General features: G+C 63.8%; 24 protein-coding genes. 10 read left to right on the plus strand and 14 right to left on the minus strand.

Going from position 1 to position 26,126, the window contains the following annotated elements:
- Positions 1 to 6: 6 nt before the first annotated feature.
- From trpD to glp, 4 genes are read left to right on the plus strand one after another with little or no spacing between them, the layout of a single operon-like run.
- Positions 7 to 1,023 carry an anthranilate phosphoribosyltransferase gene (gene trpD / locus HJB82_RS05375; protein ID WP_207580529.1) on the plus strand — a complete coding sequence of 339 codons (1,017 nt, stop codon included), beginning with the start codon at positions 7 to 9 and terminating at the stop codon, positions 1,021 to 1,023.
- A gap of 10 nt (positions 1,024 to 1,033) precedes the next feature.
- Positions 1,034 to 1,846, plus strand: coding sequence for an indole-3-glycerol phosphate synthase TrpC (gene trpC / locus HJB82_RS05380; protein WP_207580530.1), 813 nt, complete (start codon positions 1,034 to 1,036; stop codon positions 1,844 to 1,846).
- Position 1,847: 1 nt separating this feature from the next.
- Positions 1,848 to 2,345, plus strand: coding sequence for a cyclic pyranopterin monophosphate synthase MoaC (gene moaC / locus HJB82_RS05385; protein ID WP_221139665.1), 498 nt, complete (start codon positions 1,848 to 1,850; stop codon positions 2,343 to 2,345).
- Positions 2,342 to 3,565: a gephyrin-like molybdotransferase Glp gene (gene glp, locus HJB82_RS05390; RefSeq protein ID WP_221139666.1), complete on the plus strand. Its 1,224-nt coding sequence runs from the start codon at positions 2,342 to 2,344 to the stop codon at positions 3,563 to 3,565. Before moaC ends, glp begins: the two co-directional genes overlap by 4 nt.
- 10 nt (positions 3,566 to 3,575) lie before the next feature.
- On the opposite strand, the gene HJB82_RS05395 is transcribed toward glp, so the two are convergent.
- The 5 genes from HJB82_RS05395 to HJB82_RS05415 form a co-directional block, all read right to left on the minus strand.
- Positions 3,576 to 4,244, minus strand: coding sequence for a methyltransferase (locus HJB82_RS05395; protein ID WP_221139667.1), 669 nt, complete (start codon positions 4,242 to 4,244; stop codon positions 3,576 to 3,578).
- 147 nt (positions 4,245 to 4,391) lie between these two features.
- Positions 4,392 to 6,407 carry a DEAD/DEAH box helicase gene (locus tag HJB82_RS05400; protein WP_221139668.1) on the minus strand — a complete coding sequence of 672 codons (2,016 nt, stop codon included), beginning with the start codon at positions 6,405 to 6,407 and terminating at the stop codon, positions 4,392 to 4,394.
- Between the two features lie 97 nt (positions 6,408 to 6,504).
- Positions 6,505 to 8,361, minus strand: a complete 1,857-nt coding sequence (locus HJB82_RS05405; protein WP_221139669.1) for a CHASE2 domain-containing protein — start codon at positions 8,359 to 8,361, stop codon at positions 6,505 to 6,507.
- 3 nt (positions 8,362 to 8,364) lie between these two features.
- Positions 8,365 to 8,883, minus strand: coding sequence for a FecR domain-containing protein (locus HJB82_RS05410; RefSeq protein ID WP_207580536.1), 519 nt, complete (start codon positions 8,881 to 8,883; stop codon positions 8,365 to 8,367).
- 136 nt (positions 8,884 to 9,019) lie between these two features.
- Entirely contained in the window at positions 9,020 to 10,165 is a 1,146-nt protein-coding gene (locus HJB82_RS05415) for a citrate synthase (protein ID WP_221139670.1), read from the minus strand.
- Between the two features lie 84 nt (positions 10,166 to 10,249).
- Between HJB82_RS05415 and HJB82_RS05420 the strand changes: the two genes are divergently transcribed.
- Entirely contained in the window at positions 10,250 to 11,338 is a 1,089-nt protein-coding gene (locus tag HJB82_RS05420) for a citrate synthase/methylcitrate synthase (RefSeq protein WP_221132638.1), read from the plus strand.
- 41 nt (positions 11,339 to 11,379) lie between these two features.
- On the opposite strand, the gene HJB82_RS05425 is transcribed toward HJB82_RS05420, so the two are convergent.
- From HJB82_RS05425 to HJB82_RS05445, 5 genes are all read right to left on the minus strand, one after another.
- Positions 11,380 to 11,850: an SRPBCC family protein gene (locus HJB82_RS05425; RefSeq protein WP_221132651.1), complete on the minus strand. Its 471-nt coding sequence runs from the start codon at positions 11,848 to 11,850 to the stop codon at positions 11,380 to 11,382.
- Positions 11,851 to 11,924: 74 nt separating this feature from the next.
- Positions 11,925 to 13,553, minus strand: a complete 1,629-nt coding sequence (locus HJB82_RS05430; protein WP_221132639.1) for a CTP synthase — start codon at positions 13,551 to 13,553, stop codon at positions 11,925 to 11,927.
- Between the two features lie 144 nt (positions 13,554 to 13,697).
- Complete coding sequence (gene secG, locus HJB82_RS05435) at positions 13,698 to 14,189, minus strand: preprotein translocase subunit SecG (RefSeq protein WP_221116011.1); 492 nt, start codon at positions 14,187 to 14,189, stop codon at positions 13,698 to 13,700.
- A gap of 119 nt (positions 14,190 to 14,308) precedes the next feature.
- Complete coding sequence (gene tpiA, locus HJB82_RS05440) at positions 14,309 to 15,079, minus strand: triose-phosphate isomerase (protein WP_207580540.1); 771 nt, start codon at positions 15,077 to 15,079, stop codon at positions 14,309 to 14,311.
- A gap of 153 nt (positions 15,080 to 15,232) precedes the next feature.
- Positions 15,233 to 16,132 carry an alpha/beta hydrolase gene (locus HJB82_RS05445; RefSeq protein ID WP_221116012.1) on the minus strand — a complete coding sequence of 300 codons (900 nt, stop codon included), beginning with the start codon at positions 16,130 to 16,132 and terminating at the stop codon, positions 15,233 to 15,235.
- Between the two features lie 207 nt (positions 16,133 to 16,339).
- On the opposite strand from HJB82_RS05445, the gene parE reads away from it, so the two are divergent.
- The 3 genes from parE (at position 16,340) to HJB82_RS05460 (ending at position 21,128) form a co-directional block, all read left to right on the plus strand.
- Complete coding sequence (gene parE / locus HJB82_RS05450) at positions 16,340 to 18,451, plus strand: DNA topoisomerase IV subunit B (RefSeq protein WP_207580542.1); 2,112 nt, start codon at positions 16,340 to 16,342, stop codon at positions 18,449 to 18,451.
- 189 nt (positions 18,452 to 18,640) lie between these two features.
- Positions 18,641 to 19,795, plus strand: coding sequence for an esterase-like activity of phytase family protein (locus HJB82_RS05455; protein WP_221116013.1), 1,155 nt, complete (start codon positions 18,641 to 18,643; stop codon positions 19,793 to 19,795).
- A gap of 115 nt (positions 19,796 to 19,910) precedes the next feature.
- Positions 19,911 to 21,128 carry an AI-2E family transporter gene (locus tag HJB82_RS05460; protein ID WP_221132643.1) on the plus strand — a complete coding sequence of 406 codons (1,218 nt, stop codon included), beginning with the start codon at positions 19,911 to 19,913 and terminating at the stop codon, positions 21,126 to 21,128.
- Positions 21,129 to 21,145: 17 nt separating this feature from the next.
- On the opposite strand, the gene HJB82_RS05465 is transcribed toward HJB82_RS05460, so the two are convergent.
- Positions 21,146 to 21,604, minus strand: a complete 459-nt coding sequence (locus HJB82_RS05465) for a GNAT family N-acetyltransferase (RefSeq protein WP_207580545.1) — start codon at positions 21,602 to 21,604, stop codon at positions 21,146 to 21,148.
- 129 nt (positions 21,605 to 21,733) lie between these two features.
- Between HJB82_RS05465 and HJB82_RS05470 the strand changes: the two genes are divergently transcribed.
- The gene (locus tag HJB82_RS05470) at positions 21,734 to 22,144 is read left to right on the plus strand and encodes a hypothetical protein (protein ID WP_207580546.1); all 411 of its coding nucleotides are present in this window, start codon (positions 21,734 to 21,736) and stop codon (positions 22,142 to 22,144) included.
- A 99-nt stretch (positions 22,145 to 22,243) separates the two neighbouring features.
- Here HJB82_RS05470 and HJB82_RS05475 read toward each other — a convergent pair whose 3' ends face one another.
- The 3 genes from HJB82_RS05475 to HJB82_RS05485 form a co-directional block, all read right to left on the minus strand.
- Positions 22,244 to 23,386, minus strand: a complete 1,143-nt coding sequence (locus tag HJB82_RS05475; RefSeq protein ID WP_207580547.1) for a DUF2336 domain-containing protein — start codon at positions 23,384 to 23,386, stop codon at positions 22,244 to 22,246.
- Positions 23,387 to 23,493: 107 nt separating this feature from the next.
- Complete coding sequence (locus tag HJB82_RS05480) at positions 23,494 to 24,105, minus strand: flavin reductase family protein (RefSeq protein WP_207580548.1); 612 nt, start codon at positions 24,103 to 24,105, stop codon at positions 23,494 to 23,496.
- Positions 24,105 to 24,689, minus strand: a complete 585-nt coding sequence (locus HJB82_RS05485) for a nitroreductase (RefSeq protein WP_207580549.1) — start codon at positions 24,687 to 24,689, stop codon at positions 24,105 to 24,107. The genes HJB82_RS05480 and HJB82_RS05485 overlap by 1 nt, the downstream gene beginning before the upstream one ends.
- A gap of 113 nt (positions 24,690 to 24,802) precedes the next feature.
- Between HJB82_RS05485 and HJB82_RS05490 the strand changes: the two genes are divergently transcribed.
- Positions 24,803 to 25,903 carry a hypothetical protein gene (locus HJB82_RS05490; RefSeq protein ID WP_207580550.1) on the plus strand — a complete coding sequence of 367 codons (1,101 nt, stop codon included), beginning with the start codon at positions 24,803 to 24,805 and terminating at the stop codon, positions 25,901 to 25,903.
- The last annotated feature ends 223 nt before the right edge of the window (positions 25,904 to 26,126 follow it).

A 26,126-nucleotide genomic window follows, 5' to 3' on the forward strand; every position in this document is an offset into this window, starting at 1 on the left:
GCCTTTATGACCGATCTGAAGCCGTTCCTGGCCAAGGCCGCAAGCCGCGAGCCGCTGACGCGTGACGAGGCTCGCGCCGCCTTCGACATCCTGATGTCGGGCCAGGCGACGCCCTCGCAGATCGGCGGCTTCCTGATGGCGCTGCGCGTGCGTGGCGAAACCGTCGACGAGATCGTCGGCGCCGTCACCGCGATGCGCTCGAAGATGCTGACCGTCGAGGCTCCGGCCGATGCGATCGACATCGTCGGCACCGGCGGCGATGCCAGCGGCACCTACAATATCTCGACGCTGGCGGCGCTGATCGTCGCCGGCGCCGGTGTCCCCGTCGCAAAACACGGCAACCGGGCGCTGAGTTCGAAGTCGGGTGCGGCGGACAATCTGGCGGCACTCGGCGTCAAGCTCGATGTCGGCCCCGAGATCATTTCCCGCTGCATCACTGAGGCCGGCGTCGGCTTCATGTTCGCGCAGCTTCATCATTCCGCCATGCGCCATGTCGGCCCATCCCGGGTCGAACTCGGCACCCGCACCATCTTCAACTTGCTCGGGCCGCTCTCCAGTCCGGCCGGCGTCCGCCGCCAGCTGCTGGGGGTCTTCTCGCCGCAATGGCTGGTGCCGCTTGCGGAAGTCATGCGCGATCTCGGCTCCGAATGCGTCTGGGTGGTTCATGGCGACGGCCTCGATGAGATCACCACGACCGGCATCACCAAGGTAGCCGCACTCGAAAACGGCAAGATCCGCACCTTCGAGCTGTCGCCCGCCGATTTCGGCGTCAGCCCCAGCGTGCTTGCCGACATCAAGGGCGGCGATGGTGTCGCCAACGCCGCAGCGCTTCGCGAGGTGCTCAGCGGCGCGAAGAACGCCTATCGCGATATATCGCTTGCCAATGCCGCCGCCTCGCTGGTGATCGCCGGCAAGGTCGAAACGATTCGCGACGGCATGACGCTCGCGGCGCAGTCGCTCGATAGCGGCGCCACCGCGCTCGCTCTCGACAAACTCATCGCCGTTTCCAACGATATCGACTAGGATTACCCCGATGACCGATATCCTGAAGAAGATCGAACTTTACAAGCGTGAGGAGATCGCCGCCGCCAAGGCTGCGGTGTCGCTTGCCGACCTGAAGGCGATGCAGGCCGGCCAGTCCGCCCCGCGTGGCTTCCATCGCGCCCTTGCTGCCAAGCGTGACGCCGGCAATTTCGGTCTGATCGCCGAGATCAAGAAGGCGAGCCCGTCGAAGGGGCTGATCCGCTCGGATTTCGATCCGCCGGCGCTGGCAAAGGCCTACGAAGCCGGTGGCGCGGCCTGCCTTTCCGTGCTGACCGATACGCCGAGCTTTCAGGGTGCGCCGGAATTCCTGACGACGGCACGGGCCGCCTGCGGTCTACCCGCTTTGCGCAAGGATTTCATGTTCGAGACCTATCAGGTGCATGAGGCGCGCGCCTGGGGTGCTGACTGCATCCTGCTGATCATGGCCTCGCTTTCTAATGACGAGGCCGAGCGTCTGCAGGACGAAGCTTTCTCGCTCGGCATGGACGTGCTGGTCGAGGTCCACGACGCCGAGGAGATGGAGCGGGCGCTAAAACTGTCCTCGCCGCTCATCGGCATCAACAACCGCAATCTGCGTACTTTCGAGGTCAGCCTGACTGTCAGCGAGACGCTGGCCGCCATGGTTCCGGCAGACCGGCTCCTCATCGGCGAAAGCGGCATCTTCACCAATGCCGATTGCAAGCGCCTGCAGGCCGTCGATATCAGCACCTTCCTTGTCGGCGAAAGCCTGATGCGAAAGGATGACGTGACGGCCGCCACCCGCGCGCTGCTCTTTGGCGAAGCCGCCATCGCGGCCGAATGATATGAGCGGCGGAAAGGCTAACCTAACGCATATCGATGCCTCCGGCGAGGCGCATATGGTCGACGTTTCCGACAAGGCCGAGACGCTGCGTATCGCCACGGCCGAGGGCTATGTGAAGATGGCGCCGGAAACACTCGCGCTCATTCGACAAGGCAATGCCAAGAAGGGCGATGTGATCGGCACGGCGCGCCTTGCCGGCATCATGGCGGCAAAACGTACCGCCGATCTCATCCCGCTCTGCCATCCGCTGATGCTGACGAAGGTGACCGTCGAGATCGAGGAAGACGCCGCCCTGTCTGGTCTGCGCGTCACGGCAACCGCCAAGTTGACCGGCAAGACCGGTGTGGAGATGGAGGCGTTGACCGCCGTCTCGGTCGCCTGCCTTACGATCTACGATATGGCCAAGGCCGCCGACAAGACAATGGAGATCGGCGGCGTCAGGCTGCTCGAAAAATCCGGCGGCAAGTCGGGCAATTTCCGTCATCCGGAGGCGAGATGAACCTTCTCCCGGTCGCCGAGGCGCAGAACCGTCTCCTGTCCCGCGCCAAGCCCGTCGAAGCCTCTGAAACGCTGCCACTTATCGATGCCGAAGGCCGCGTCCTGGCCGTCGATCTCAAGGCAGGCCTGACCCAGCCGCCCTTCAACTCCTCCGCTATGGATGGTTACGCCCTACGTCGCGAAGACGCGCCGGAGCCGGGCGCCTTGCTGAAGCTGATCGGCACCTCCGCCGCCGGCCATGCCTTCCAAGGCGAGGTCGGCAAAGGCGAGACCGTCCGCATCTTCACCGGCGCCCCAGTTCCCGCAGGCGCCGACAGCGTCCTTCTGCAGGAGGATGCCGAGAAGACTGAAGGCGGCATCCGAACCAATTTTCCTGTGCGGCAGGGCCAGCATGTGCGTCCCCGCGGCCAGGATTTTGCCGAAGGCGAAGCCGTGCTGTCGGCCGGCACAGTGCTTGATTTCTCGCGGCTGACGGTCGCTGCCGGCATGAACCGGCCCGATGTCGAGATTCTCAAACGCCCGCTGATCGCCATCCTTGCGACCGGCGACGAATTGCTGCCGCCCGGAAGCGCGCCCGGCCCGTCGCAGATCATCGCATCCAATACATTCGGTATTGCAGCCCTTGCCCGCAAAGCCGGCGCCGAGGTGCTCGATCTCGGCATTGTCCCGGACGACAAAGCCAGGATCACCGCGGCGATCGACGCGGCGCGAGACGCCGAGGCCGATGTCATCGTCACGCTCGGCGGCGCTTCGGTCGGCGACCACGATCTGGTGCAGGCGACGCTGATCGAGGCCGGCATGCAGCTGGATTTCTGGCGCATCGCCATGCGTCCCGGCAAACCGCTGATGGTCGGCAGCTTCGGCGAGACCCATGTGCTCGGCCTGCCCGGCAATCCGGTATCGAGCCTCGTCTGCTCGCTGCTCTTCCTGGAGCCGCTGATCCGCAAACTCGCCTCCCTGCCGCCGGTGCGGCGCGAGACAATGGTGGAGGCAGCCATCACGCTGCGCGTCAATGACCACCGCCAGGACTATATCAGGGCGAAACTCTCGAAATCCGCCGCCGGGAACTGGCTCGCCGAACCCTTCGACAAACAGGATTCGTCGATGATGAAGGTGTTTGCGCAAGCCGATTGCCTGATCATCCGCCCGCCGCATGCACCGGAGCTACCGGCTGGAGCGCCCTGCCCGGTCATGCTGTTGCGGCCGGATCTTCTGGCATAATCGCAGCCTTTCAGCCATCTCCGGCAAGTGAAAAGACGCCTGCCGGCACCACCTTGCCCCCCGTACCCGCGCCGAAATCTGCGACCGCATGGGTCGCGATTCGCCTAAGGTGTCCCTGCGGTAGATAAGCGCGCTCGGGATCGCCGATCAGCACCTCGATGCCGCTCGCTTGGCAACGCTGCAAGAAATCCATCACCCGCAAGGCAAGTGCGGGATCGTAGAACAGGTCGCCGACAACGACGAGATCAGTCTCCTCCGGCGGCGGCGCCTCGATGATATCGGCGGCGACGGCTACGATCTTCACGCCGTTGATCGCCGCGTTGAGACCGATTGCGGCGATGGCATTGGCATCGACATCGACCGCCGTGACCGTAGCAGCTCCGGCCTTCGCCGCCGCGATGGCGACGAGCCCGGAGCCGGCGCCAAGGTCGAGGACGCGGCGCCCCGCGACCACCTCGGGGCGATCGAGCAGATGGCGGGCAAGCACGGCGCCGCCGGCCCAGGGATAAGCCCAGTAGGGCGGCGGATCGGTTTCTCCCCGGCCGGCAAGTCGCCAGAGCCCGCTCGCAGGGCCTGCCATATAGAGCAGGATTTCGGAAATGGCCGGAACGGGGGAGATTGGCAGATTGGCCCGGATGAAGGCGGCCGGATCGGGACGCGGAATGCCGGAGCGTTTCATCGTCGTCCTGCTCCTGGCCCGCTATAAAACTAACGATTCAATAGTTCTTCATGGCGAGATGCGGCATGCCGCCGTCGAGAAATTCCGCTTGCGGCTAGCCGTCAGATAAAGCCCTCCGCCTGAACCGGCGAAGGGCCTGCGGCGCAATCAGCCGGGCTTCTTCTTCGAAAACTTGCCCTTCGGCCCGGCGCCGCCCTTGCCATCATATTTCGGGCGTTCGGATTTGGCGCCTTCGGATTTCCCGCCTTCGAATTTCGGCTTGTCGTATTTTGGCTTGTCGAATTTCGGCCCATCAAATTTAGGCTTATCGGATCTCGGGCCATCGAAGCCGGGCTTGCCCGGTTTCTTGCTCCAGGGCTTGGTGTCCTGTCTTTGCTGGCCGCTATTGTCAGCTGCAGCATATCCGCCGCCCGGAGCCTTGCCGAACTTGTTGTTCGGGCGTTCCTCGCGGAATGTGTCGCCCGGTCGCTCGTCACGCGACGACTTGCCGGCATAGGGCTTTGGCGACGGCGCCCGGCTGAAATCCGGCGTGCCGGAAAGCTTTGTCACACGGATGCCGCGTTCGAGCGCCTTGTTCGGTCCGATCGCTGCCAGGAAGCTTTCGGCACTCGCTGCTGCGATCTCCACAAAGGTTTCCTCAGGCTGCATCTTGATCGCACCGATCTCGCGCTTCGTGACATTGCCGTTGCGGCAGAGCATCGGAATCAGCCAGCGCGGCTCGGCATTCTGCTTGCGTCCGACCGAAACGGAGAACCAGACGCTGGCGCCGAAATCCTCGCGCGGTCCCCTCTGTGCCGGCTCGAACGGCTCGGCATTGTCGCGGCGCTTGCGGCTGCGATCGTCCTGCACGGTAACCTCGAGGAGGTCTTCCGGCGCCGAATGATTGGTGCGGTAGAGGCGCAGGAAGGCGGCGGCTAGCTTCTCGGCTCCGTGGCTGGCGAGTAGCTGCTGTACCAGCCCCTGTTCTTCTTCCTGCGGCGCTTCGCTGAAGATCGGATCGGCGAGCAGCCGCTCGTCGTCGCGCTCATTGACCTCCTCGGCCGACGGCGGCCGCGCCCAGGCAGCCGAAATTCCGGCATTCTCAAGCAAGCGCTCCGCCTTGCGCCGTGCATTCAGCGGCACGATCATAGCGCTGATGCCCTTGCGTCCGGCACGGCCGGTGCGGCCGCTGCGGTGCAGCAGCGTATCCGGATTGGTCGGCAGATCGGCATGGATGACGAGATCGAGGCCCGGCAGGTCGATGCCGCGAGCGGCGACGTCGGTCGCGATGCAGACGCGGGCGCGCCCGTCGCGCATCGCCTGCAGCGCGTGGGTGCGTTCGTTCTGCGTCAGCTCGCCGGAGAGTGCCACGACGGCGAAATTGCGGTTGTTGAAGCGCGCGGTCAGATGATTGACGGCGGCGCGCGTCGAGCAGAAGACGATGGCGTTGGTCGCCTCGTAATAACGCAGCACGTTGATGATCGCATTCTCGCGGTCGCTGGGGGCTACCATGAGCGCGCGATATTCGATGTCGATATGCTGCTTTGCCTCGGCCGCGGTGCTGATGCGCACGGCGTTGCGCTGATAGCTTTTGGCAAGCTTGGCGATCGCCGCCGGCACCGTTGCCGAAAACATCAGTGTCCGGCGCTCGTCCGGCGCCGCATCGAGAATGAATTCCAGGTCTTCGCGGAAGCCGAGATCGAGCATCTCGTCGGCCTCGTCGAGCACGGCGGCCTTTAGGTCCGACATGTCGAGCGCCCTGCGACGAATATGGTCGCAGAGCCGGCCGGGCGTGCCGACGACGATATGGGCGCCGCGTTCGAGCGACCGGCGCTCGCTGCGAATGTCCATGCCGCCGACACAGCTGGCGATCACCGCGCCGGTCATCTCAAACAGCCAGTCGAGCTCACGCTTTACCTGCAGAGCAAGCTCACGTGTCGGGGCGATGACGAGCGCCAGCGGGGCGCCGGCATTGCCGAAACGCTCACTATCCTCAAGCAGGGTCGGTGCCAGCGCCAGGCCGAAGGCGACGGTCTTGCCGGAACCGGTCTGGGCCGAGACCAGCGCGTCGGAAGCGGCAAGCGCCGGATCGAGCATTGCCTTCTGCACCGGGGTGAGTTCGGCGTAACCGCGCTTCTGCAACGCCTTGGCGATCGCCGGAACGACGCCGTTGAATTCTGTCATGAGTTCGATCTTTCGGAGCTGTCAGGCGCGAAATGCGCCATGGCCGGAGCCAGCCGGCGGGTATTTGCGCCGTTCCTAGCCGCTCCCGCCGCGATTGTCAAAGCGTGCGGCTGCGCCACAGCCACGCGTCGATATGCCTTGCCCGGCCGCGCAGCGTCGTTTCCAACGGACCCTCCATGCGGCCCGCCTGCAGCAACGCGCTGTCGGGGCCGGCCGCGCGGACGATTTCGGCGCTCAGCGCCAGCTCGACGCCATGGCGGGCGGCGACCTCCATCAGGCGGCTGCCGACGTTGATGGTGTCGCCTGCCGCGGTGATCTGTTGCCGGTCGCCGGTGCCAAGGCGCGAGGCGACGATCGGGCCGCAATGGGCGCCGACCTTGAAGCCGATCCTCTTCTCCGCGAAACCTCCGTGCGATCCAAGCCAGGCCCGCGTGCGCTCACACAGGCTGACGGCGCAGGCAGCGGCCCGGGCGGCATCGTCATCGGCAGGCTCCGGCAGGCCGAACAGGATCATCGCCCCGTCGCCCATGAAGCTGGTGATGGCGCCGCCGTGGGCGCGCGCCTCCTCATCGACCAGTTCGAAGAATCCGCTCAGAACCTCGCTCACCTTGACCGGGCCGAGGTTTTCGCTGAGGCCGGTGAAACCCGAGAGATCGATGAAGATGACGGCAGCGTTCTGGCGCACCGGTGCGGCGAGGAAATTTGGATCGCGTGCCAGCCACTCGCCGAGGCCGGGCGCCTCGATGCGCTGCAGCAACGCGCTCTGCTCGGCAAAATGGCGGGCGCGGCCGCGGTCGAGCCAGAGTTCGGCTGCACCGAAGATCAGCGCCGGCGGCAGCGCTGCGGCGATCGGCAGCGCCGCGCTCAGCCAATAACCATGCGCAAAGGCCGAAAGATTGAGCAGCGCCCAGACGATCAGCGTCAACACGATGATGAGATAGCCCATAGCACTCCGTCGCCAGGCAATCAGCGAAACGAGCACGATCGGCAGGCCGACGGCGATGCCGGCATCGATCAGCCTCATCCGGTGGTCGCGCACCATGCCATCGCCGCTGACGAGATGGGTGATCGCCGTCGACATCACCTCGACGCCGGGCATAACCGGATCGAACGGCGTCGGGAAGACGTCGCCGCCGCCGGTGACCGTCGAGCCGATGACGACGATGCGGCCGGCAACCGCATCGGCCGAAAGCGTGTCATCCAGCCCATCGGCCGCGCTGAAGGTGGCGATGCTGCCGTGCCCGCCATAGAAGGTCACCGGCAGCCGCTGGCCGATATCGGTGGGGATACGCAGCTTTCCGAGCATGATGGCATCGGGTTCGATGCTGGGGTCGACGCCGAGCGCCACCGAAGCGGCGCGCAGCGGAAAGGCCGGATCCAATCGATCCGCGGCGCGTGAGATCAGCGGAATGTAACGCGGCGTGCCGGTCTGGTCGGTTGCGACATTGACGATGCCGACGGCGGCGGCCTCGGCAAAGCGGGGAAGCGGCAACAGAAGCTGACCTGCCTCGGGGATGGCGGCGAGCGGATCGTTGGCGGCATCGGTGACCTGCTGGCTGCTTCTGGTGAAGGTGGCTGCGGCCGCAATCACGCTCGGCCCCTGGGCAAGGGCGGTAGCCAGCGCCGCATCGCCCTCCTCCGGCCCGGGATCGACCAGCAGAATGTCGAGCGCCAGGGCCTTCGGCTTCAAGGCGTTAATTGCGCTGACAAGGCGCGCAAGTGTGGCCCGATCAAGGGGGTAACCGTGGGACGCCGCGGTGCGGTCGTCGATGGCGATGATCGAGACGCCGGGAGGCGGTGTTTTCGCCCCGACGATAACGCTGCGGATATCGGTGAGCGAGGCCTCCATCCGGTCGAGAAGGCCGCTTCCGGCAGTGAGATTGGCATAGCCGAGCGCAGCTCCCCAAAGGCCGGCGAAAAACAGCGCGATCACCGTCTGCAGGCGATGGTTCATCGATTATTGGCCGAGGCGGGCAAGGAGAGCGGCGGCGCGCGGCGCCGGCCAGCGACGCACGATGAGGGGTTCCGTTCCGGCACTGACATCGACGCCCTCGCCCGGCGACAGCACCACCTGCTCGCCAGCCGGTCGGCGGACCGCGACGCTGCCTCGCACGACCAGCACCGAGGTCTTGCCGCCTGCGACGTCGACGGCCCATTGCGTGCCGCGCACGGCGGCGATCGCCTGCGGCGTCACCACCTCAAAACCACTCGCGTGCTGGCTGCTGTCGACATCAACGAGGATGGCCTTGCGCCGCAGCGACGCTGAATCGGGGCTGCCGTCACGGTTGCGGTCGGCAAGGCGGAAGGAGGCGCCGGCCTCCGCCGTGATCTTTACTCCGCCGGGACAAGTGAACACCTGGCGGGCGCCGGCGTCGCGCGAGATCGTGCAGCCGGCGGACTGCGCAAAGGCCGCCTCATGTGGAATGAGGCCGACAGCGAGTGCGGCGGCAAGCAGGCTGCGAAGTTTCGTATTCATGGAAAGGCCCCCATGACCGTGCGGGCAGCTTTTTCCAAAGCGTCCGCCAACCGTCTTCTTCCATGGCAGGCATGATAGCCGAATTCGGATAATTCCCTAGGTAAAAAAGCAAACCGCCACAATCGCCAGCCGATTCTTAGGGGCTGGTGTTGGTATCCGGCGCTGGTCCGGCATAACGCGCCCGCGGCCGGATCAATTCGCCGCTGTCGATCTGCTCCATCGCATGCGCAAGCCAACCGGCGGAACGAGCAAGCGAGAACATGATGATCGGCGCCTCCTTTGGAAGATCGAAGGCGGCGGCCATCGCGGCAAGCGCGAAATCGAGATTGACCTTCTCGCCGACCATTGCTTCGCCCGCATCACGAAGGTCTGCAAATTCCAGCGGCAGGGGAAAATGCGAGAGCAGCGCAATAGCCCTGATATCGCCGTCGGGATAGAGCGGATGGCCAAAGGCCGACAGGCGATGGCCCTGAGCAAGCGTGCGGCGGATCGCCTGCTCGGCCCCGAGGGTGACAGCGGCTTCGATCAAGGCGTCGACACCCTGCCAGGCGGCGCCATGCAGTGGCCCGGTCAGCGTCGCCAGTCCGGAAAGCACGGCGGCCGAAAGCGCAGCACCCGTCGATGCCGTGACCCGCGCCGCAAAAGTCGAGGCGTTGAGTTCGTGATCGGCAAGCAGCACCAGCGCCCGACGCAGGCAATCGGCAGCATCCGGCCGCTGCCAGCTTTCCGCAAGCCGCAGATGCAGCGGCCGATCCGATGGCCCCGGCGCCAGAGCATCGGCGACGGTGGAGAGGACTCCCTGCGCCTCGCGGCGAAGTGCCGCCTGCGATCGGCCGAGCGACGGCAGATCCGATGTCACCCGCCCTGCCAGCGCAAGGAACGCAGCCTGAAGCGACGGAGCGGCGTACCCGGCGCCGGCGCCGGAGAACACCGCTTCCGCACCGTTCCAAAGCAGTGCCGCCGTCTGCTCCAGCGTCGCTGCCTCGGCAAAAACGGCCGCATCGAGTCCGCGATAGGAAAGCCGCCCATTGATAATGGTGGAGATTGCCGACGAGAGAACCGGATCGCCCCACTTTATCGCCTCGGCGGCAACGGTTTCGGTCTTGCGGCGGCCGGCATGACGCTCGGCAAGCCGCTGCACGTCGGTCGCCTGGTAGAGGCTGCGGCGTGGGTCGGTGGGATCGGCCTTGGCACGGATGCGACCGCGGCTGACATTGGCGTAGAGCGTCTGCGGCTTGGTCTTCAGCGCCCGTAGCGCCTCCTCGGCGGTCAGCCACGACATCGGAGCCTCATATTGATCAATTACGTCAAGATTGACGTCAATGAGACTAGGTTGGATCATCCCGGCCGTAAAGGAGAAAACATTATGAAAAACGGCTTGGAAGATGTCATTGCCGCCGAAACGCAACTCTCGGATGTGGATGGCGAAGCGGGGCGACTGGTCATCCGCGGCATATCGCTGGATCATCTGGTCTTAGACGGCACCTATGAAGGTGTCGCCGCGCTATTGCTCGACGGGCTGATGGAACGAAGCTTCGGTGAAACAGAATTGCGCGGCTGGCTGGCGAAAGCCCGAACTGGGGTGTTCGATCATATCAAGGCTGCCGATACCGCCCTGCTCGCCCTGCCCCCGGTCGATGCGATGCGGGCACTGATCGCCCGGCTGCCAGACGGTGAGGATTTCGATACAGCGCTCAGCCTTCTGGCAGCGCCCGCCGTCTTCCTGCCGGCTGTTCTGCGCCTGCAGCGCGGCGAAAAACCGATCAGGCCCGACGCCTCGCTGCCGCAGGCGGCCGATATCCTGCGCATGCTGACCGGCAAATTGCCGACCAGGGAGCAGACGGCGGCGCTCGACGCCTACCTCGTGACGATATCGGACCATGGCCTCAATGCCTCGACCTTCGCATCGCGCGTCATCGCCTCCACCCAAGCCGGCCTCACCTCTTCGGTCCTGGCGGCGCTGAGCGCGCTGAAGGGGCCGCTGCATGGCGGCGCGCCCGGTCCGGTACTGGACATGCTGGACGCGATCGGAACGGCCGAGAATGCCGGGCTATGGCTAGGCGAAGCGCTTGATCGCGGCGAACGGCTGATGGGCTTCGGCCACCGCATCTACCGCGTCCGCGATCCGCGTGCCGATGCGCTGAAGGGCGCCCTGAAGCCGCTGCTCGCCACCGGGCAGGTCGACAGCGCCCGCGGCGCGCTGGCGGAAGCCGTGGAAGCTGCCGCCTTGGCGATCCTGAAGCTGCGCAAGCCCAACCGGCCGCTCGACGTCAATGTCGAGTTCTACACGGCGCTGCTGCTGGAAACGCTCGGCTTCCCGCGGCAGGCCTTCACCGGCGTCTTCGCGATCGGCCGCACGGTCGGATGGCTGGCGCATGCCCGCGAACAGGCGCTCGACGGTCGGCTGATTCGCCCGCGATCGGTCTATATCGGCCCGCTGCCGGCCGCTGCCTGAAGACTGAAATGGGCGGCGGGGCGTGTCCCCGCCACCAACCGTCAACCGCCGACGAAAGCAGCCAGGTTGTCTAACGTCAAACGGCACCCTTCCTCGTTGTCTTCAAGGCGGATGCCGGAGGGAATGTTGTCGCAGGCCATCGTCACATCGGTGCCACCATCCACCGGTGACAATGTCGTGCTGACCATCATCTCGCCGGAAAAGCCTTCATCTTCGGAATCGAAGACTGTAGCCCAGACGATCCGCTCATCAGGCACGAGTCTTGCGAAACGGCCTTCGAACCTGTCGGTCTTGTCGGAGGTCTTGCCCGGCTGCGACGCCTCGTCATCAGGATAGACGAGCGACATGCTGAATGCGCCGCCTTCCCTGCCTTCGAAAGCATGGACGATCCCGCGCATCGAACCGGGCGGAAGCCAGGTGGCGACCGCCTCCGCATCCAGGAAGGCACGGTAGATGCGCTCAGGTGGCGCGGCGATGAAGCGTGAAACGGTCGTGCTGCGTTGGGTGGCCATGCCGGCAAAATAGAGCACCACAAGCACTTGCCCAGATCGCGCCTGAAATCGCGCGATCTGGATCATCATTGTGATTAGACGAGGCGGCTCTGTTCCGTTGCCGCTTCGATGAAGCTGGCAAACAGCGGATGCGGGTCGAGCGGCCGGCTCTTCAGTTCCGGGTGATACTGCACGCCGATGAACCAAGGGTGATCGGCATATTCGATCGTCTCCGGCAGCACACCATCCGGCGACATGCCGGAGAAGACGAGGCCGCAGCTCTCGAGCCGGTCCTTGTAGTCGACATTGACCTCGTAGCGGTGGCGATGACGCTCGGAAATATCGGTGGAACCGTAGATATCCGCGATCTTCGTGCCCTTCTTCAGCGCCGCCTTGTAAGCGCCAAGACGCATCGTGCCGCCGAGATCACCGGCTGCCGTGCGCTTCTGCAACTCGTTGCCCTTGACCCATTCGGTCATCAGGCCGACCACCGGCTCCTTGGACGGGCCGAACTCGGTTGAGGACGCGCCCGATACGTCGGCGAGATTGCGCGCTGCCTCGATGACGGCCATCTGCATGCCGAAGCAGATGCCGAAATACGGCACCTTGCGTTCGCGGGCGAAGCGGGCTGCGTGAATCTTGCCTTCCGAACCGCGTTCGCCGAATCCGCCCGGCACGAGGATGCCATGCACCTTTTCGAGATAGGGCGCCGGATCTTCCTTTTCGAAGACCTCGGACTCGATCCATTCGAGCTTGACCTTGACGCGATTGGCGATGCCGCCGTGATGCAGCGCCTCGATCAGCGATTTATAGGCATCCTTGAGGCCGGTATATTTGCCGACGATCGCGATCGTCACCTCGCCCTCCGGCGTGCGGATGCGGTTGCAGACCTCTTCCCACGGGTCGAGACGCGGCTTCGGCGCCGGCTCGATGCCGAAGGCAGCCAGCACTTCGTCGTCCAGGCCTTCCTTGTGGTAGGCAATCGGCACATCGTAGATGTTGGCTACGTCCAGCGCCTGGATGACGGCGGACGGGCGCACGTTGCAGAACAGCGAGAGCTTACGGCGCTCTGCTTCCGGAATTTCGCGGTCGGCGCGCACCAGCAGGATATCGGGATGAATGCCGAGCGCCTGCAATTCCTTCACCGAATGCTGGGTCGGCTTGGTCTTCAGTTCGCCGGCCGCCGGAATGTAGGGCATCAGCGTCAGGTGGACGTAGACGGCGGTGCCGCGCGGCAGGTCGTTGCCGAGCTGGCGGATCGCCTCCATGAAGGGCATCGCCTCGATGTCGCCGACCGTGCCGCCGATCTCGCAGATGACGAAGTCGTATTCGTCATTGCCCTCGATGACGAAATCCTTGATCTCGTTGGTGACGTGCGGGATGACCTGCACCGTCGCGCCGAGATAGTCGCCGCGCCGTTCCTTGTCGATGATGTTCTTGTAGATGCGGCCGGTGGTGATGTTGTCGGTCTTGGTCGCCGAACGCCCCGTGAAGCGTTCGTAGTGGCCGAGATCGAGATCGGTTTCCGCGCCGTCGTCGGTGACGAAGACCTCGCCGTGCTGGGTCGGGCTCATCGTGCCCGGGTCCACGTTCAGATAGGGGTCGAGCTTGCGAAGCCGGACCCGATATCCACGGGCCTGTAGCAACGCTCCGAGAGCCGCGGCCGCAATTCCTTTTCCGAGAGAGGAAACCACGCCGCCAGTGATGAATACGTATCGCGCCATGGGATTCACCGGATACCTTTTCAAAAACGATTCCACCAGCCCCAAAAATTCTTTTCCGGAATTTTCGAAGCGTGGCGAAGGAATCTGAACAAAAGAAAACCGGCAGACCCGAGGGCCTGCCGGCGGTTTATGTCGAAGACCGGCTTACTGTCCCGTCGGGACGCCGGCGGGCTGAGCCGGTGCCGGCGCGGTTGCGGCCGGAGCCGTCGTGGAAGGTGCGGTAGCCGCGGGGGCCTGCGCTGCCGGAGCCTGAGTTGCCGGCGCTGGTGCGGCAGGCGTTGCCGCCCCGCTGCTCGGAACGCCGTTGCCGGCCGGCTGACCTGCCGGCGCCTTCGCACCGCCGCCGAGCGAATCGAGAATGCCGTTGCCCTGCCCGCCCGTTGCCGGAATGCGGTCCAGAATATCGCTCGGACGGCCTTGGTAACGCGTCAGTATCCCGAGGCCGAGCGAGGTCAGGAAGAACAGCGTCGCCAAGATCGCGGTGGTGCGCGTCAGCGCATTGGCCGTGCCGCGGGCCGACATGAAGCCCGAACCGCCGCCGATGCCGAGGCCGCCGCCTTCAGAGCGCTGGATGAGCACGACGCCGACGAGCGCGAGCACGATCATGAGATGAATGACAATCAATACGGTCTGCATGGGTCCAGTCCTGCCCGCCTGGAGACGGACATAAGTAAGAATTCTGGCGGCTCTTTACATGAGGCTTTGATCTATTCCAAGCCCTTCGGCCCGGAATAAACTTGGGAATTCACAATGCCTCAGGCGAGCAGCGCCTCATAGGCCCGGTAGATGGCGAGGAAGTCGGCTGCTTTCAAGCTCGCCCCGCCGATCAGCGCACCGTCGACATTGGCGATGCCCATCAGCTCGCCGGCATTGGCCGGCTTGACCGAGCCGCCGTAGAGAAGGCGCATCTTGCGGCCTTCATCGCCGAAGCGGGCCACTAGCTCGGCGCGCATGAAGGCATGCGCCTTTTCGACATCGCCTGATGTCGGCGTCACACCGGTGCCAATCGCCCAGATCGGCTCGTAGGCGATGACCGTGCTCTCGGCGATGGCGCCGTCCGGAACCGAGGCGGAAAGCTGACGCTTGATGACGTCGAGCGCCTGGCCGGTCCGGCGTTCATCCGCCGTCTCGCCGATGCAGATGATCGCCGTCAGCCCGGCGGCGAAGGCAGCCTCCGCCTTGGCGCGGACCAGATGATCCGTTTCAGCATGGTCGGTGCGCCGCTCGGAGTGGCCGACGATGACATACGTGCCGAAACAATCGGCAATCATCTCGGCCGAGATGTCGCCGGTATGCGCGCCTGACGGGTTCTGATGGCAGTCCTGGGCGCCGATCGCCAGCGGGCTGTCGGTGCAGAGCGCCGTCGCCACGTAAAGCAGCGTCGTCGGCGGGCAGATCAGCGCTTCGACCTTGTCGGCCAGCGGCGAGGAAACACCCTCGGCGATCGTCTTGATCTGATCCAGGGAGGCACGCATGCCATTCATTTTCCAGTTTCCCGCCACGAGCGGGCGCACGTCAGGTGTCATGCCAGCCTTCCAAATTCTGCATATGCCCAAATTCTGCATATGCATTGGGCAATATCAAAAGCGCGCGGCAAAGAAAAGCATCACGCCCTTGACGTAAGGGGAATCTCGGCGATCCAGCCTATATTTCTGCCGAAAAATGCTAGGGAGCCCGCTTCAGCCGGCGAGAATCCAGTTCAAGACCCGGCGCCAGTCGATCATCCGGATCGGCGTGCCGTGATTTCCGGTCTCAAACAGCGTGAACCGTGTCGGATATTTTGCCTTGTGCAGGCTTTCGAACAGCGCCTGCTGGTCGCTGGCGGCATAGACCGGGTCGCGGCTGCCGTGCGCGAACCAGAGCGGCAGCTTCGCCTTGTAGAAGGCGCTCCTGGTGAAATCGGGATCGGCGACGCCGCTCATAACAAGCATGCCCTTCAGCCGCTTGACGCTGTCGCCGTCGCGCGCAATGCCCCAGCAGACCTGGCTGCCCATTGAGGCGCAGGAAAGGATGACCGGCCGGCCCGGCGATTGGGCGCTGGCATAACGGATGAGGCCGGTGATTGCCGCAACGCCATTGCTGTCGAAACTCCTGACCGTCGGCGAATAATAAACGCCGCCATTGCCGGCGACGAGGTTCTTCAGCCGGTTGAAATTGCCGCCGAAGCTGTAATCGTTGGCGCCCAGCCGGCGATCGCCGTCGCGGCCATGGATGAAAATTACCGTGAAGGCGGCATTTTCGGCCGGTCCCACCCTGGTGACATCGAGCCTGATGCCGACGAGAGGCAGCGTCTCGTCGGCTTGAGCCTTGCGGATGCCAAGCGCCACATATTTCTGCTGCACTCGCTTTTGCGGGATCTGGTCGCGACCGTTGATATCGCGCATCTCGTTATAGTCGATGACCTCGAATGCACCGTCATCGCCTGTCTGCAGCGTGGCCTGCTTCGAAAACAGATCGTCCTTGAAAGGCGGCAGCGCATCGGCCGCCCGCGCCGGCCCGACAGCAGACAGGATGGCCGCGGACAAGAAAAACGCCGCAATTGCGGTGATGATGGTGCAATCACTTGTGGACATTCGCATTCGGATGGCTCCTGAAGCCTGCCGCCGCTTGCCATTCCGCGCCCGGCAACGCAAATCATTTGGGAAAAGCCGCCAAAACCGGCGGTGTCGCGTATAGAGGTGCTTTCTGGCAAAATCTGCCTGATTCGCAAACGTGACATGAAATGCGGTGATTTTGGGTCGGCGGCGGATGCCCGCCCAAGACAGGATGAAGATCTGAACGGATCCATGGACGATAGCAACGACCTCTTTTCCGGAATGCCCCTCTCTGAAAAACGCGAGGAGGCGCAGAAGCCTGCCGCGCCCGCCGAGCGGCCACCGGTCACGGCTGCGCCCGCCCCTGCCCCACCCGCCGCCGCACCCCCTACTGCCGGAGCATCAGCCCGGCCGGCGCCCGCTGCGTCGAATTCGGACGAATACGGCGCCTCGTCGATCCGCGTCCTCGAAGGCCTCGAGCCGGTGCGCATGCGCCCGGGCATGTATATCGGCGGCACCGATGAAAAGGCGCTGCATCACCTTTTTGCCGAAGTCATCGACAACGCGATGGACGAGGCGGTCGCCGGACACGCCAATTTCATCGAGGTCTATCTTGACCTCGAAGGTTATCTCACCGTCTCCGACAACGGCCGCGGCATCCCGGTCGAGAACCATCCGCAGGTACCGGGCAAGTCGACGCTCGAAGTCATCATGACAAAACTGCATGCCGGCGGCAAATTCGACGGCAAGGCCTACGAGACCTCGGGCGGTCTGCACGGTGTTGGCGTCTCGGTCGTCAACGCCCTTTCCGACGACCTCGAAGTCGAGGTGGCCCGCAACCGCAAGCTCTACCGCCAGCGCTTTTCCCGCGGCCTGCCGCAGGGTGGCCTCGAAGAGTTGGGCGACGTCCACAATCGCCGCGGTACCCGCGTGCGTTTCCATCCCGACCCCCAGATCTTTGGGGATCATATGAAGTTCGATGCCGCCCGCGTCTTCCGCATGGCGCGCTCGAAGGCCTACCTATTCGGCGGCGTCGAGATCCGCTGGAGCTGCGAGGCGGGCGTTTTGCCTGAAGGGTCCGAGGTCCCTGACAAGGCCGTCTTCCACTTCCCCGGCGGCCTGAAGGACTATCTCCAGGCGACGATGGGCAAGGAATTCACCGTCACCCGCGAGATCTTTGCCGGCAAGACGGAGAAGGTGAGCGGCCACGGCTCGATGGAATGGGCGATCACCTGGTACGGCGGCGATCCGCAGGTTCATTCCTATTGCAATACCATTCCGACGCCCGATGGTGGCACGCACGAGGCGGGCCTGCGCATCGCGCTGACCAAGGGCCTCAAGGCCTATGCCGAGCTGACGCAGAACAAGCGCGCCGCCCAGATCACCACCGATGACGTGATGATCTCGGCCGTCGGCATGCTGTCGGTCTTCATCCGCGAGCCGGAATTCGTCGGCCAGACCAAGGACAAGCTCGCGACCGTCGAGGCTCAGCGCATCGTCGAGAACGCGCTTCGCGATCCCTTCGACCATTATCTTGCCGACAATCCGAACGAGTCGGCCAAGCTGCTCGACTGGGTGATCGAGCGCGCCGAGGAGCGCCTGCGCCGCCGCAAGGAAAAGGAAGTCAACCGCAAGACCGCGGTGCGCAAGCTGCGCCTGCCCGGCAAGCTCGCCGACTGCTCGCAGAATACTGCCGAGGGCGCCGAACTCTTCATCGTCGAGGGTGACTCGGCAGGCGGCTCGGCCAAGCAGGCGCGCAACCGCGCCAACCAGGCAATTCTGCCGCTGCGCGGCAAGATCCTCAACGTTGCCAGCGCCGGCCGCGAAAAACTCGGCGCCAATCAGCAGCTCGCCGATCTCATTCAGGCGCTCGGCTGCGGCACGCGCTCGAAATACCGCGACGAAGACCTGCGCTACGAGCGCATCATCGTCATGACCGATGCCGACGTCGACGGTGCCCACATCGCCTCGCTGCTCATCACCTTCTTTTATCAGGAGATGCCGGAGCTGGTGCGCGGCGGCCACCTCTTCCTCGCCGTGCCGCCGCTCTACAAGATCACCCAAGGGTCGAAATCCGCCTATGCCCGCGACGACAATCATCGCGCCGAGCTGATGCAGACGGAATTCAAGGGTAAGGCCAAGGTCGAGATCAGCCGCTTCAAAGGTCTCGGCGAGATGATGGCCTCCCAGCTCAAGGAAACCACGATGGATCCGTCCAAGCGCACCTTGCTGAAGGTCATGATCGACGAGGTGGATTTCGAGGGCACCCGCAGCGCCGTCGACGATCTGATGGGCACCAAGCCGGAAGCCCGCTTCCGATTCATCCAGGATCGCGCCGCCTTCGCCGAAAACCTCGATATTTAAAACATATGCGAGCGGGATAGACGTGGGTTCGGCGCGGCCTGCATTTTAGCATCTGCGATTTCACGGAACTGACGAAGAACCGTAACAAGGCCTTCAAACAACCGGCGCATGAAGCGGTCGGCGCGCCTTCCCCTCTGGGGAGCAGCTGCGCCGGTTCGAACCGTTTCAACCCCCTGCCGGATCTTTGCCATGACCAAGCGTTTTCTCGCGGCTGCCGCTTTCATTCTTCTTTCCAGCACCGTCATCGCCAGCGCCACAGATATCCGCGCGACTGAGATCGGCGCCACCTTCGAGACCGCCTGCCCCTTCGGCGATTGCGCCGCCGGCATTTCGCTCTCCTATCTCGGTGAATTCGTGATCCCCACAGGTCACATGGAAAACGGCGTCGAATTCGGCGGCATTTCCGGCCTCGATTTCGATGCCGTCACCGGCCACTATCTCGCCATCAGCGACGACCGCTCCGAACGGGCGCCGGCCCGCTTTTATGAACTCGACGTCGATGTCGGCGCGTCCGGTCTCAAGGGTGTATCGGTCGTCAGCCAAGTGACGTTGAAGGACAAGAACGGCGAGCCCTTCGCCGCCAGGACCGTCGACCCAGAGTCGATCCGTCTCGGCAAGGACGGCATCTATTGGGGCAGCGAAGGCGACGGCAAGGCGCTGCTGCCACCCTTCGTCCGCGTGACAGCACTGGACGGCTCATTCGTGCGCGAATTCAAGCTGCCGCAGGGCTTTGCTCCCACAGCCGACAAGTCGACCGGCATCCGCGACAATCTCGCCTTCGAGGATCTCGCCGTCGCGCCCTCCGGCTATGTCTTCGTCGGTGTCGAAGCCGCGCTCTATCAGGATGGCCCCAACCCCTCGCTGACGTCGGGCAGCCTGTCGCGTATTATCCGCTACGACGGCGCGAGCGGCGAGCCGAAGGCCGAGTATGTCTACCCGGTCTCACCGATCCCGCAGGCCGCCACCAAGGCCGATGGCGGCAATGACAATGGTATGTCTGAAATGCTTGCGCTCGACGACCATCGCCTGCTCGCCGTCGAGCGCAGTTATGCCCAGGGCTACGGCAACACCATCAAGATCATGATGATGGATCTGGCCGACGCTACGGATGTTTCCGCCATCGCTTCGCTCGCCAAAAACGACCAGCGCGTCGTCCCGGCCCGCAAGAGCCAGGTCCTAGATTTGAGAGCGATCGGGCTCGTCCCCGACAATATCGAGGCCATGTCGCTGGGAAAGGCCAAAGACGGCACCGACGTTCTCATTCTCGGTTCCGACAACAATTTCTCGACCGGCCAGAAGACGCAATTCTACGCCTTCAAGGTTGTCAGGCGTCTGCAGCAGTAAGACGCTCGGTCTGGCGGCCGATTGGCGACGCTTTGTATACGCTTTCACGGTGCGGACCTTGAAACCGCCGGGTTGATGGCCCATAACCAGAGTACAAGAAAAAGAAGAGGCGCGCGTGGGTGTGTTCGACCGTCAGAAAAGCAATCATGAACCGCGATGGCTCGGGTCGTCGGCACCGACACGCACGCCGCTGATTCCCTCCATTTCGGCTGCGCGCTGGCTGCTTGTTCTGATCGTCGCGGCCGGTGTCTACTTCTTCTACGGCTTCCTCGTACCGGTGCTGGCGTCGCTGGTCATCGGGTTCGCCAGCTGGCCGCTCTACCGCAAGCTTCTTGCCCGCGTCGGCGGCAATACGACGATCGCCGCGACCATAGCCATCATCATGATCATCACTTTCCTGGTCATCCCGATCGGCCTTGCCGTCACCTATACGACGGGTGAAGTGCGCACCTGGGTTGCCTGGGCAATCCACGCCAACCGCGCCGGCGCCCCGACACCGGCCTGGATCGTCGCGCTGCCGTGGGCAGGCACCTATCTCGATGAAGTCTGGACCAAATATATCGGCAGCCCCGGCGCCCTGGGCGAGGTTATCCAGGCGGTCAGCGGAGCCAATATCGGCAATATCTACCGTGCCGTGCTTGCGGCCGGCGGTGGCGCCTTCCATCTCCTGCTGACGCTGCTCTTCATGCTGATCGCGCTGTTCTTTGTCTATCGCGACGGTTTTTCATTTTCCAAGCAGATCGACATGCTCGGCGAACGCATCCTGCCTAACCGCTGGGAGCGCATTTCCCGTGTCGTGCCGGCGACAATCAGCTCGACAGTCATGGGTATGACGCTGATTGCGATCGGCGAAGGCATCGTGCTCGGCCTGGCCTACTGGATAGCCGGCGTACCGTCGCCGGTGACACTCGGCGTGCTGACTGGCGTGATGGCGCTGATCCCGGGCGGTGCGCCGCTCTCCTTCACGCTGGTCTCAATCTATCTGCTGGCAAGCGGCTCGCATGTGGCCGGCATCGGTCTCTTTGTCTGGGGAACCGTCGAGCTCTTCATTGTGGACAAGACGCTGCGGCCGAAGCTCGTCGGCGGCCCGATCAAGCTGCCCTTCCTGCCGACCTTTTTCGGCCTCGTCGGCGGCGTCAAGACGATGGGTTTCCTCGGCCTCTTCATCGGCCCGGTGCTGATGGCGTTGATCGTCGCCATCTGGCGCGAATGGATCCACGAGGCCCGCAACGCCGACAAGAGCGAGACGGGGCCGCAGGTTCTCATCGACGAACAGGCCCCGCCGGCAATCCCCGAATCGCCGAAGACGATCCCCCGTATTGCCGAAGGCTGAACCGCCTTAGCAGACCGTCATCCCAGCCGCTTTTCCATGAACAGGCTGAGCGGGTCCGGCAGATAGCTGCCGAAAGGCTCGATGTCCCGGTATCCGTATTTGCGGTAGAGAGCGATCGCCTCGGGCTGGTAGATGCCGGTTTCGAGCCGGATCGCCGATAGCCGCTTTTCCCTAGCGATCGCTTCGAGCGCGTTCATCAGGCCGCTGGCGACCCGCAGCCCCCTCGCCTCTGGATCGACGAACATGCGCTTGATCTCGGCCGTGCCGTCGCCGGCCTCGACCAGCGCGCAGCAGCCGACGATCGCATCGCCGTTGCGCGCGACCAGGAATCTCACCGACGGCTTCTCCAGCAAGGAGAGGTCGACCAGATGGTTGCTCTCTGGGGGATAGAGCGATTGCGCATAGGCATCGGACAGATCGAGAAGGCGGATGACGCCGTCCTGACGCGGTGGCTCCAGGGCGATGGTGACGGACATGCTGCCTCTTTCTGTTGGCGCAGGGCAAGATTTTTCCGGAGATGACCAAGAGTTAATGCTCCTGCCTTCATTCGGTTGGAATTGCGCCCTCTAAGACGATGGCATGCTCAATAGCCACGGAGGCAAAATATGCAAGCGGTGCTGATCGCGATGACCATTCTCGGTTGCGACGATTCCATCAGCCAGTGCAGCTATGTCGCGACGGTCGACAAACGCTGGGAGACGGTTGCCGCCTGCGATGCCGAAGCCGAACGCCGGTTGAAAACCTATGCCAATGTCAGCTATCCCTCGGTGATCGCAGTCTGCGAAGCGCCCAAAGCAGTCGCTGCCGCCGAACCGCCGAAACCGGCGCCCGTAACGCCGGCCGCACCCGAAGCGGCCGAACAGCACCCGCAGGGACTGCGTGGTTTTGCCGACGACATTGCCGGACAGGTCCGCGACCATCTGCCCTCCGGCAGAAGCGTCAAGGACACGCTCGCCAAACCGGTGCATTTCGTCTCCGCCAGCTATTCTTGGGTCGTCACGCGGCTGGCCGATTAATGCATGTCGCCCGGAAGTGTGCAGCGGTTCTGGGACAGCGACATGCATAAAAACAAAGGGCTAAAGCGCGTCGCATGAATCAAATTTGATGCGACGCGCTTAGGCGGCCGCAAGCGCCGCATAGACGCGGGCCGATTGCCGCTGTTCGATGACATGCAGCTTTTCCACCATGTCGAGCAGCTCGCCGACCGCGCCGTGCGCGTCGTGATGGCGGAATTTTTCGAGAAGACGGCCGCAGACATTGCCGAGCACGCTGCCCGGCGCTTTTCTTGCTGCGTCACGCCACAGCATTGTGGCTTCGACGAAGATCACGCTGATGTCCCTGGACAGGCCGGCGGACTCGTAGAGCGCGCGCACCGCATGCATGCGCCCGGTTGCCAGGATCGAGCGCACCCGGCGCTCGCCGCAACCCGTCAGCTCGACGACCGCTCCCGCAAAGAAATCCACCTTGCCGGCGCAGAGCGCGTGCATCAGGAAGGACGGCGTCAGCCGGCCGTTGAGGCGCAGATGCTCGACGAGATCGGGTATCTCGCGCGGCGCGATGTCGCCGGCGATCGACACGATGGCAGCCTCCGTCGCCTCGCGGCTGATGCGTTGGAGCCGCTGCAGGCCGATCGCCGCCTGTGCGAGCGGTAGCCCAACCAGCGCATTGCTGACATGCTGGGTAAGCAACTGCCGGGCATCGGCGGGAAGATCGCTGCGGTCGAGAAGCAGATTGCGAATGTCGCAGCAGTCGCCAAGCCGTTCGGCGATGCGTTTCAGCGATTGGCTGGAGATCGCCGCACCGTCGTTCTCGAGCAGGCAGAGCAGCTCCTCCTCGTCGCCGACCTCCGCAAGCGCTGCGCAAACCGGGCGCGTCACATGCGCCCTCACCGCGATCAGCATGCGGGTGGCGCCATTGCCGCGCGCGGCGAGATCGACGAGATCGGCATCGCTCAACAGCGGCGAACAGGTCACCGCATGGCAGGCAACCTCAGGCTGGTCTTCGGCAAGCGAAAGAATCAGGCTGCGTGGCGCATCGGGCGACCAGGCGATCGCCTCGGCAAGTGCCAACCGCACGCGCGGCGACGGATCGTCGAGCAGAAAGGTCATCGCCATTTCGGCTGCCGCCCGCTCCTCCACCGTCATCTTGGACTGAAGATAGGCTCGCCCGAGCGCGTTTGCTGCCCGGGCCCGGTCACCGGTCTTGGCCGTTTCGATCCAACGAAGGAAAGCTTCTATGATCACACGACGCCCCAGCACTTGAACGCGATTCCCTCGCGTTTCATTCAATGCTGCGACCGTAGCGACAAAAGGTTTAAGATTGGTTCACCATATTTCTTAAGTCTTTGTAGGCCTTGCGGCTGGATCTAAACCTTCGGCAGATGCGGCCGGAACATTTCGAAGACCTCGCTGGCTTCGCTGTAGTCCATATAACCCAAACGCGCGACGGGGCGGGCGAGCGACATGTCGAGGCGGCCATCCCTGACGATCGCCTCGTCGATGCGGATGCCGACCACTTCACCGAAGATGAAGACGTTTTCGGACGGTTCGCCCGACAGCGTCTTCGGTTCGATGATCTCGGTCACCTTGCATTCGAGCACTGCGAAAGCCTCGCCGACATACGGCGCGTCGATGAGTTCGGCCGGCTTCGGCGTCAGGCAGGCGAAATCGAATTCGCTGTCGCCGTAGGGCAGCGCCGCCGAGGAAAGGTTCATCTTCTCGGTGAGATTTCGGCTGACGAAATTGCAGGTGAAGACACCGGTCTCGGCCGCATTGCGCTGGCTGTCCTTGCGCCCGCTGGAGGAAAACATCACCAGCTTCGGCCGGTCGGAAACCGCATTGAAGAAGGAATAGGGCGCGAGATTGATCGAGCCGTCCCTGCCCTTGCTGCCGATCCAGCCGATCGGCCGCGGCGACACGATCGCCTTGAAGGGATCATGCGCCAGCCCATGCCGGTTGCTGTCGGTGGTGTAAAACATCAGTCCTCTCCGCCGACCCAGGTCACCGTATCGGCAAGTTCCGGCCGCGGCCGCTCGATCGCCGGAAATGTCGTCGAGCCGATATGGATGAAACCCGCCACCTTTTCATCCGGGCCGACGCCGAGCAGCGGATAGGCGCGCTCGTCATAGGCAAACCACTCGGTCAGCCAGTTGGCAACGTAACCGCTGGCATTGGCGGCGAGGATGAGGTTGAAGCAGAGCGCGCCGGCCGACATCAGTTGTTCCCATTCCGGGATCTTGATATGCGGCCCAGCCTTGCTGACGACGGCAACGACCACTGGCGCGCGGGTGAAACGGGCGCGCTCGACCTGGATCATCTCTTCGGAAAGCTCGGGCTTCATTGCGAGTGCCAGCTTTAGAAGCTCCTCGCCGAGACGCACACGCTGGTCCCCGCGATAGACGATGAAACGCCATGGCGCGATCTTGCCGTGATCGGGAACACGCGAGGCAAGACGCAGGATTTCTTCGATCTCGGCCTTCTCCGGACCTGGTTCGCACATCTGGAAAGCGGGGATGGAGCGGCGCACGGCGAGGTAGTCGATCAGCTTGATATCGGATTTCATGCGGGAGAAACTTCCATTTTTATGCTGCTGCAAAGGGTGGGTCTTGAATTTGCCATCGCGTTGGTCTTGAAGTGGCCTTTGCGATTTCAGAAGTCAATCGGTTCACGAAACAGATGTTTGGCATTTCGCCTCTTGCACGCATCGGCCTTGCCATTGCCCTGATGATACTGACGCCGCTCGGCGCCGGCGCTCAGGATGCCTTCAAGGAATTCAAGCAGCTTGAATCGACGCCGAAGATGCCGAAGCTCGATGCCTTCATCGCGCCCGGCACGGCGCCCGAAGGGGTCAAGCTGCGCAACGTTGCGATGGAAGCCAAGCTGACGGCGGACGGCACGCCGGTCGAGGAAGGCCTCTCCTGGTACGTCTTCAGCCCGATCGCCGGAACTGACGGCAAGCTGCCGCTGATCGCCAGCGCCAAGGGCGGACCCGCCGCCTTCCAGCTCGCTCCCGGCGATTATTTCGTCAACGTTTCCTTCGGCCGTGCCGGCGTTACCAAGAAACTGACCGTGCCCGCTGATGGCGAGGTAGACAAGCAGGTGATGGTGCTCGATGCCGGCGGCCTGCTGCTCAATGCCGTCTCCGGCACCGATGCCCGCATCCGCCCCGATCAGTTGAGCTTCTCGATCTATTCCTCGGAAGTGCGCGACGACGGCGAGCGCGGCCTCGTCATGGCCGATGTCTCGCCGAACACCGTCGTCCGCCTGAATGCCGGCACCTATCACATCGTCTCCGAATATGGCAGCGTCAACGCCGTCATCCGCGCCGACATCCAGGTCGAAGCCGGCAAGCTGACCGAGGCGACGATCCAGCATCGTGCCGCGCAGGTCACCTTCAAGCTGGTCTCGGATGCCGGCGGTGAGGCGATCGCCGATACGGCATGGTCGATCCTGACGGCGGCCGGCGACAGCGTCGGCGAAAGCGTCAGCGCCTTCCCGACCATGGTGCTCGCCGAAGGCGGATATTCCGCCGTCGCCCGCAACAAGGACAAGATCTACCAGCGCGATTTCACCATCGTCGCCGGCAGGAACACCGATGTCGAGGTTCTGATGAAGGACCAGCAGCCACAGCCGCCGGTGAACGATGCGGCCCGCACGGTGCAGCAAGTGCCTGTGGGAACGCCGCCGCCACCAGGTGTCCAGCCGGCGCCGGTGGCACCACTCCCTTCCTACGAACAGCTCGCACCGCAAGGCGGCGACGACACAAGCCTCGATTGATTGTGTCGCGAGCGGTTTTCGGCTCAGCCGAGATGTTTGGGTCCGGCCCGTTTAGGCGGCGCCACTGGCAAGACTGGCTCGTGACCGCGCCCGACCGTGCCGATCAAAGGCGTTCCAGACGCGCGTTCCATCATTGGCATGGAGAATTCTTTGAAGCGCATTGCAGCGTGGTTATTGGCTGCATGATCGTGGCGGCAACATCGCAGCCCTTGATCAGCTTCCG

Source organism: Rhizobium sp. NZLR10 (assembly GCF_019685125.1).
In the GTDB taxonomy this organism is placed as follows: domain Bacteria; phylum Pseudomonadota; class Alphaproteobacteria; order Rhizobiales; family Rhizobiaceae; genus Rhizobium.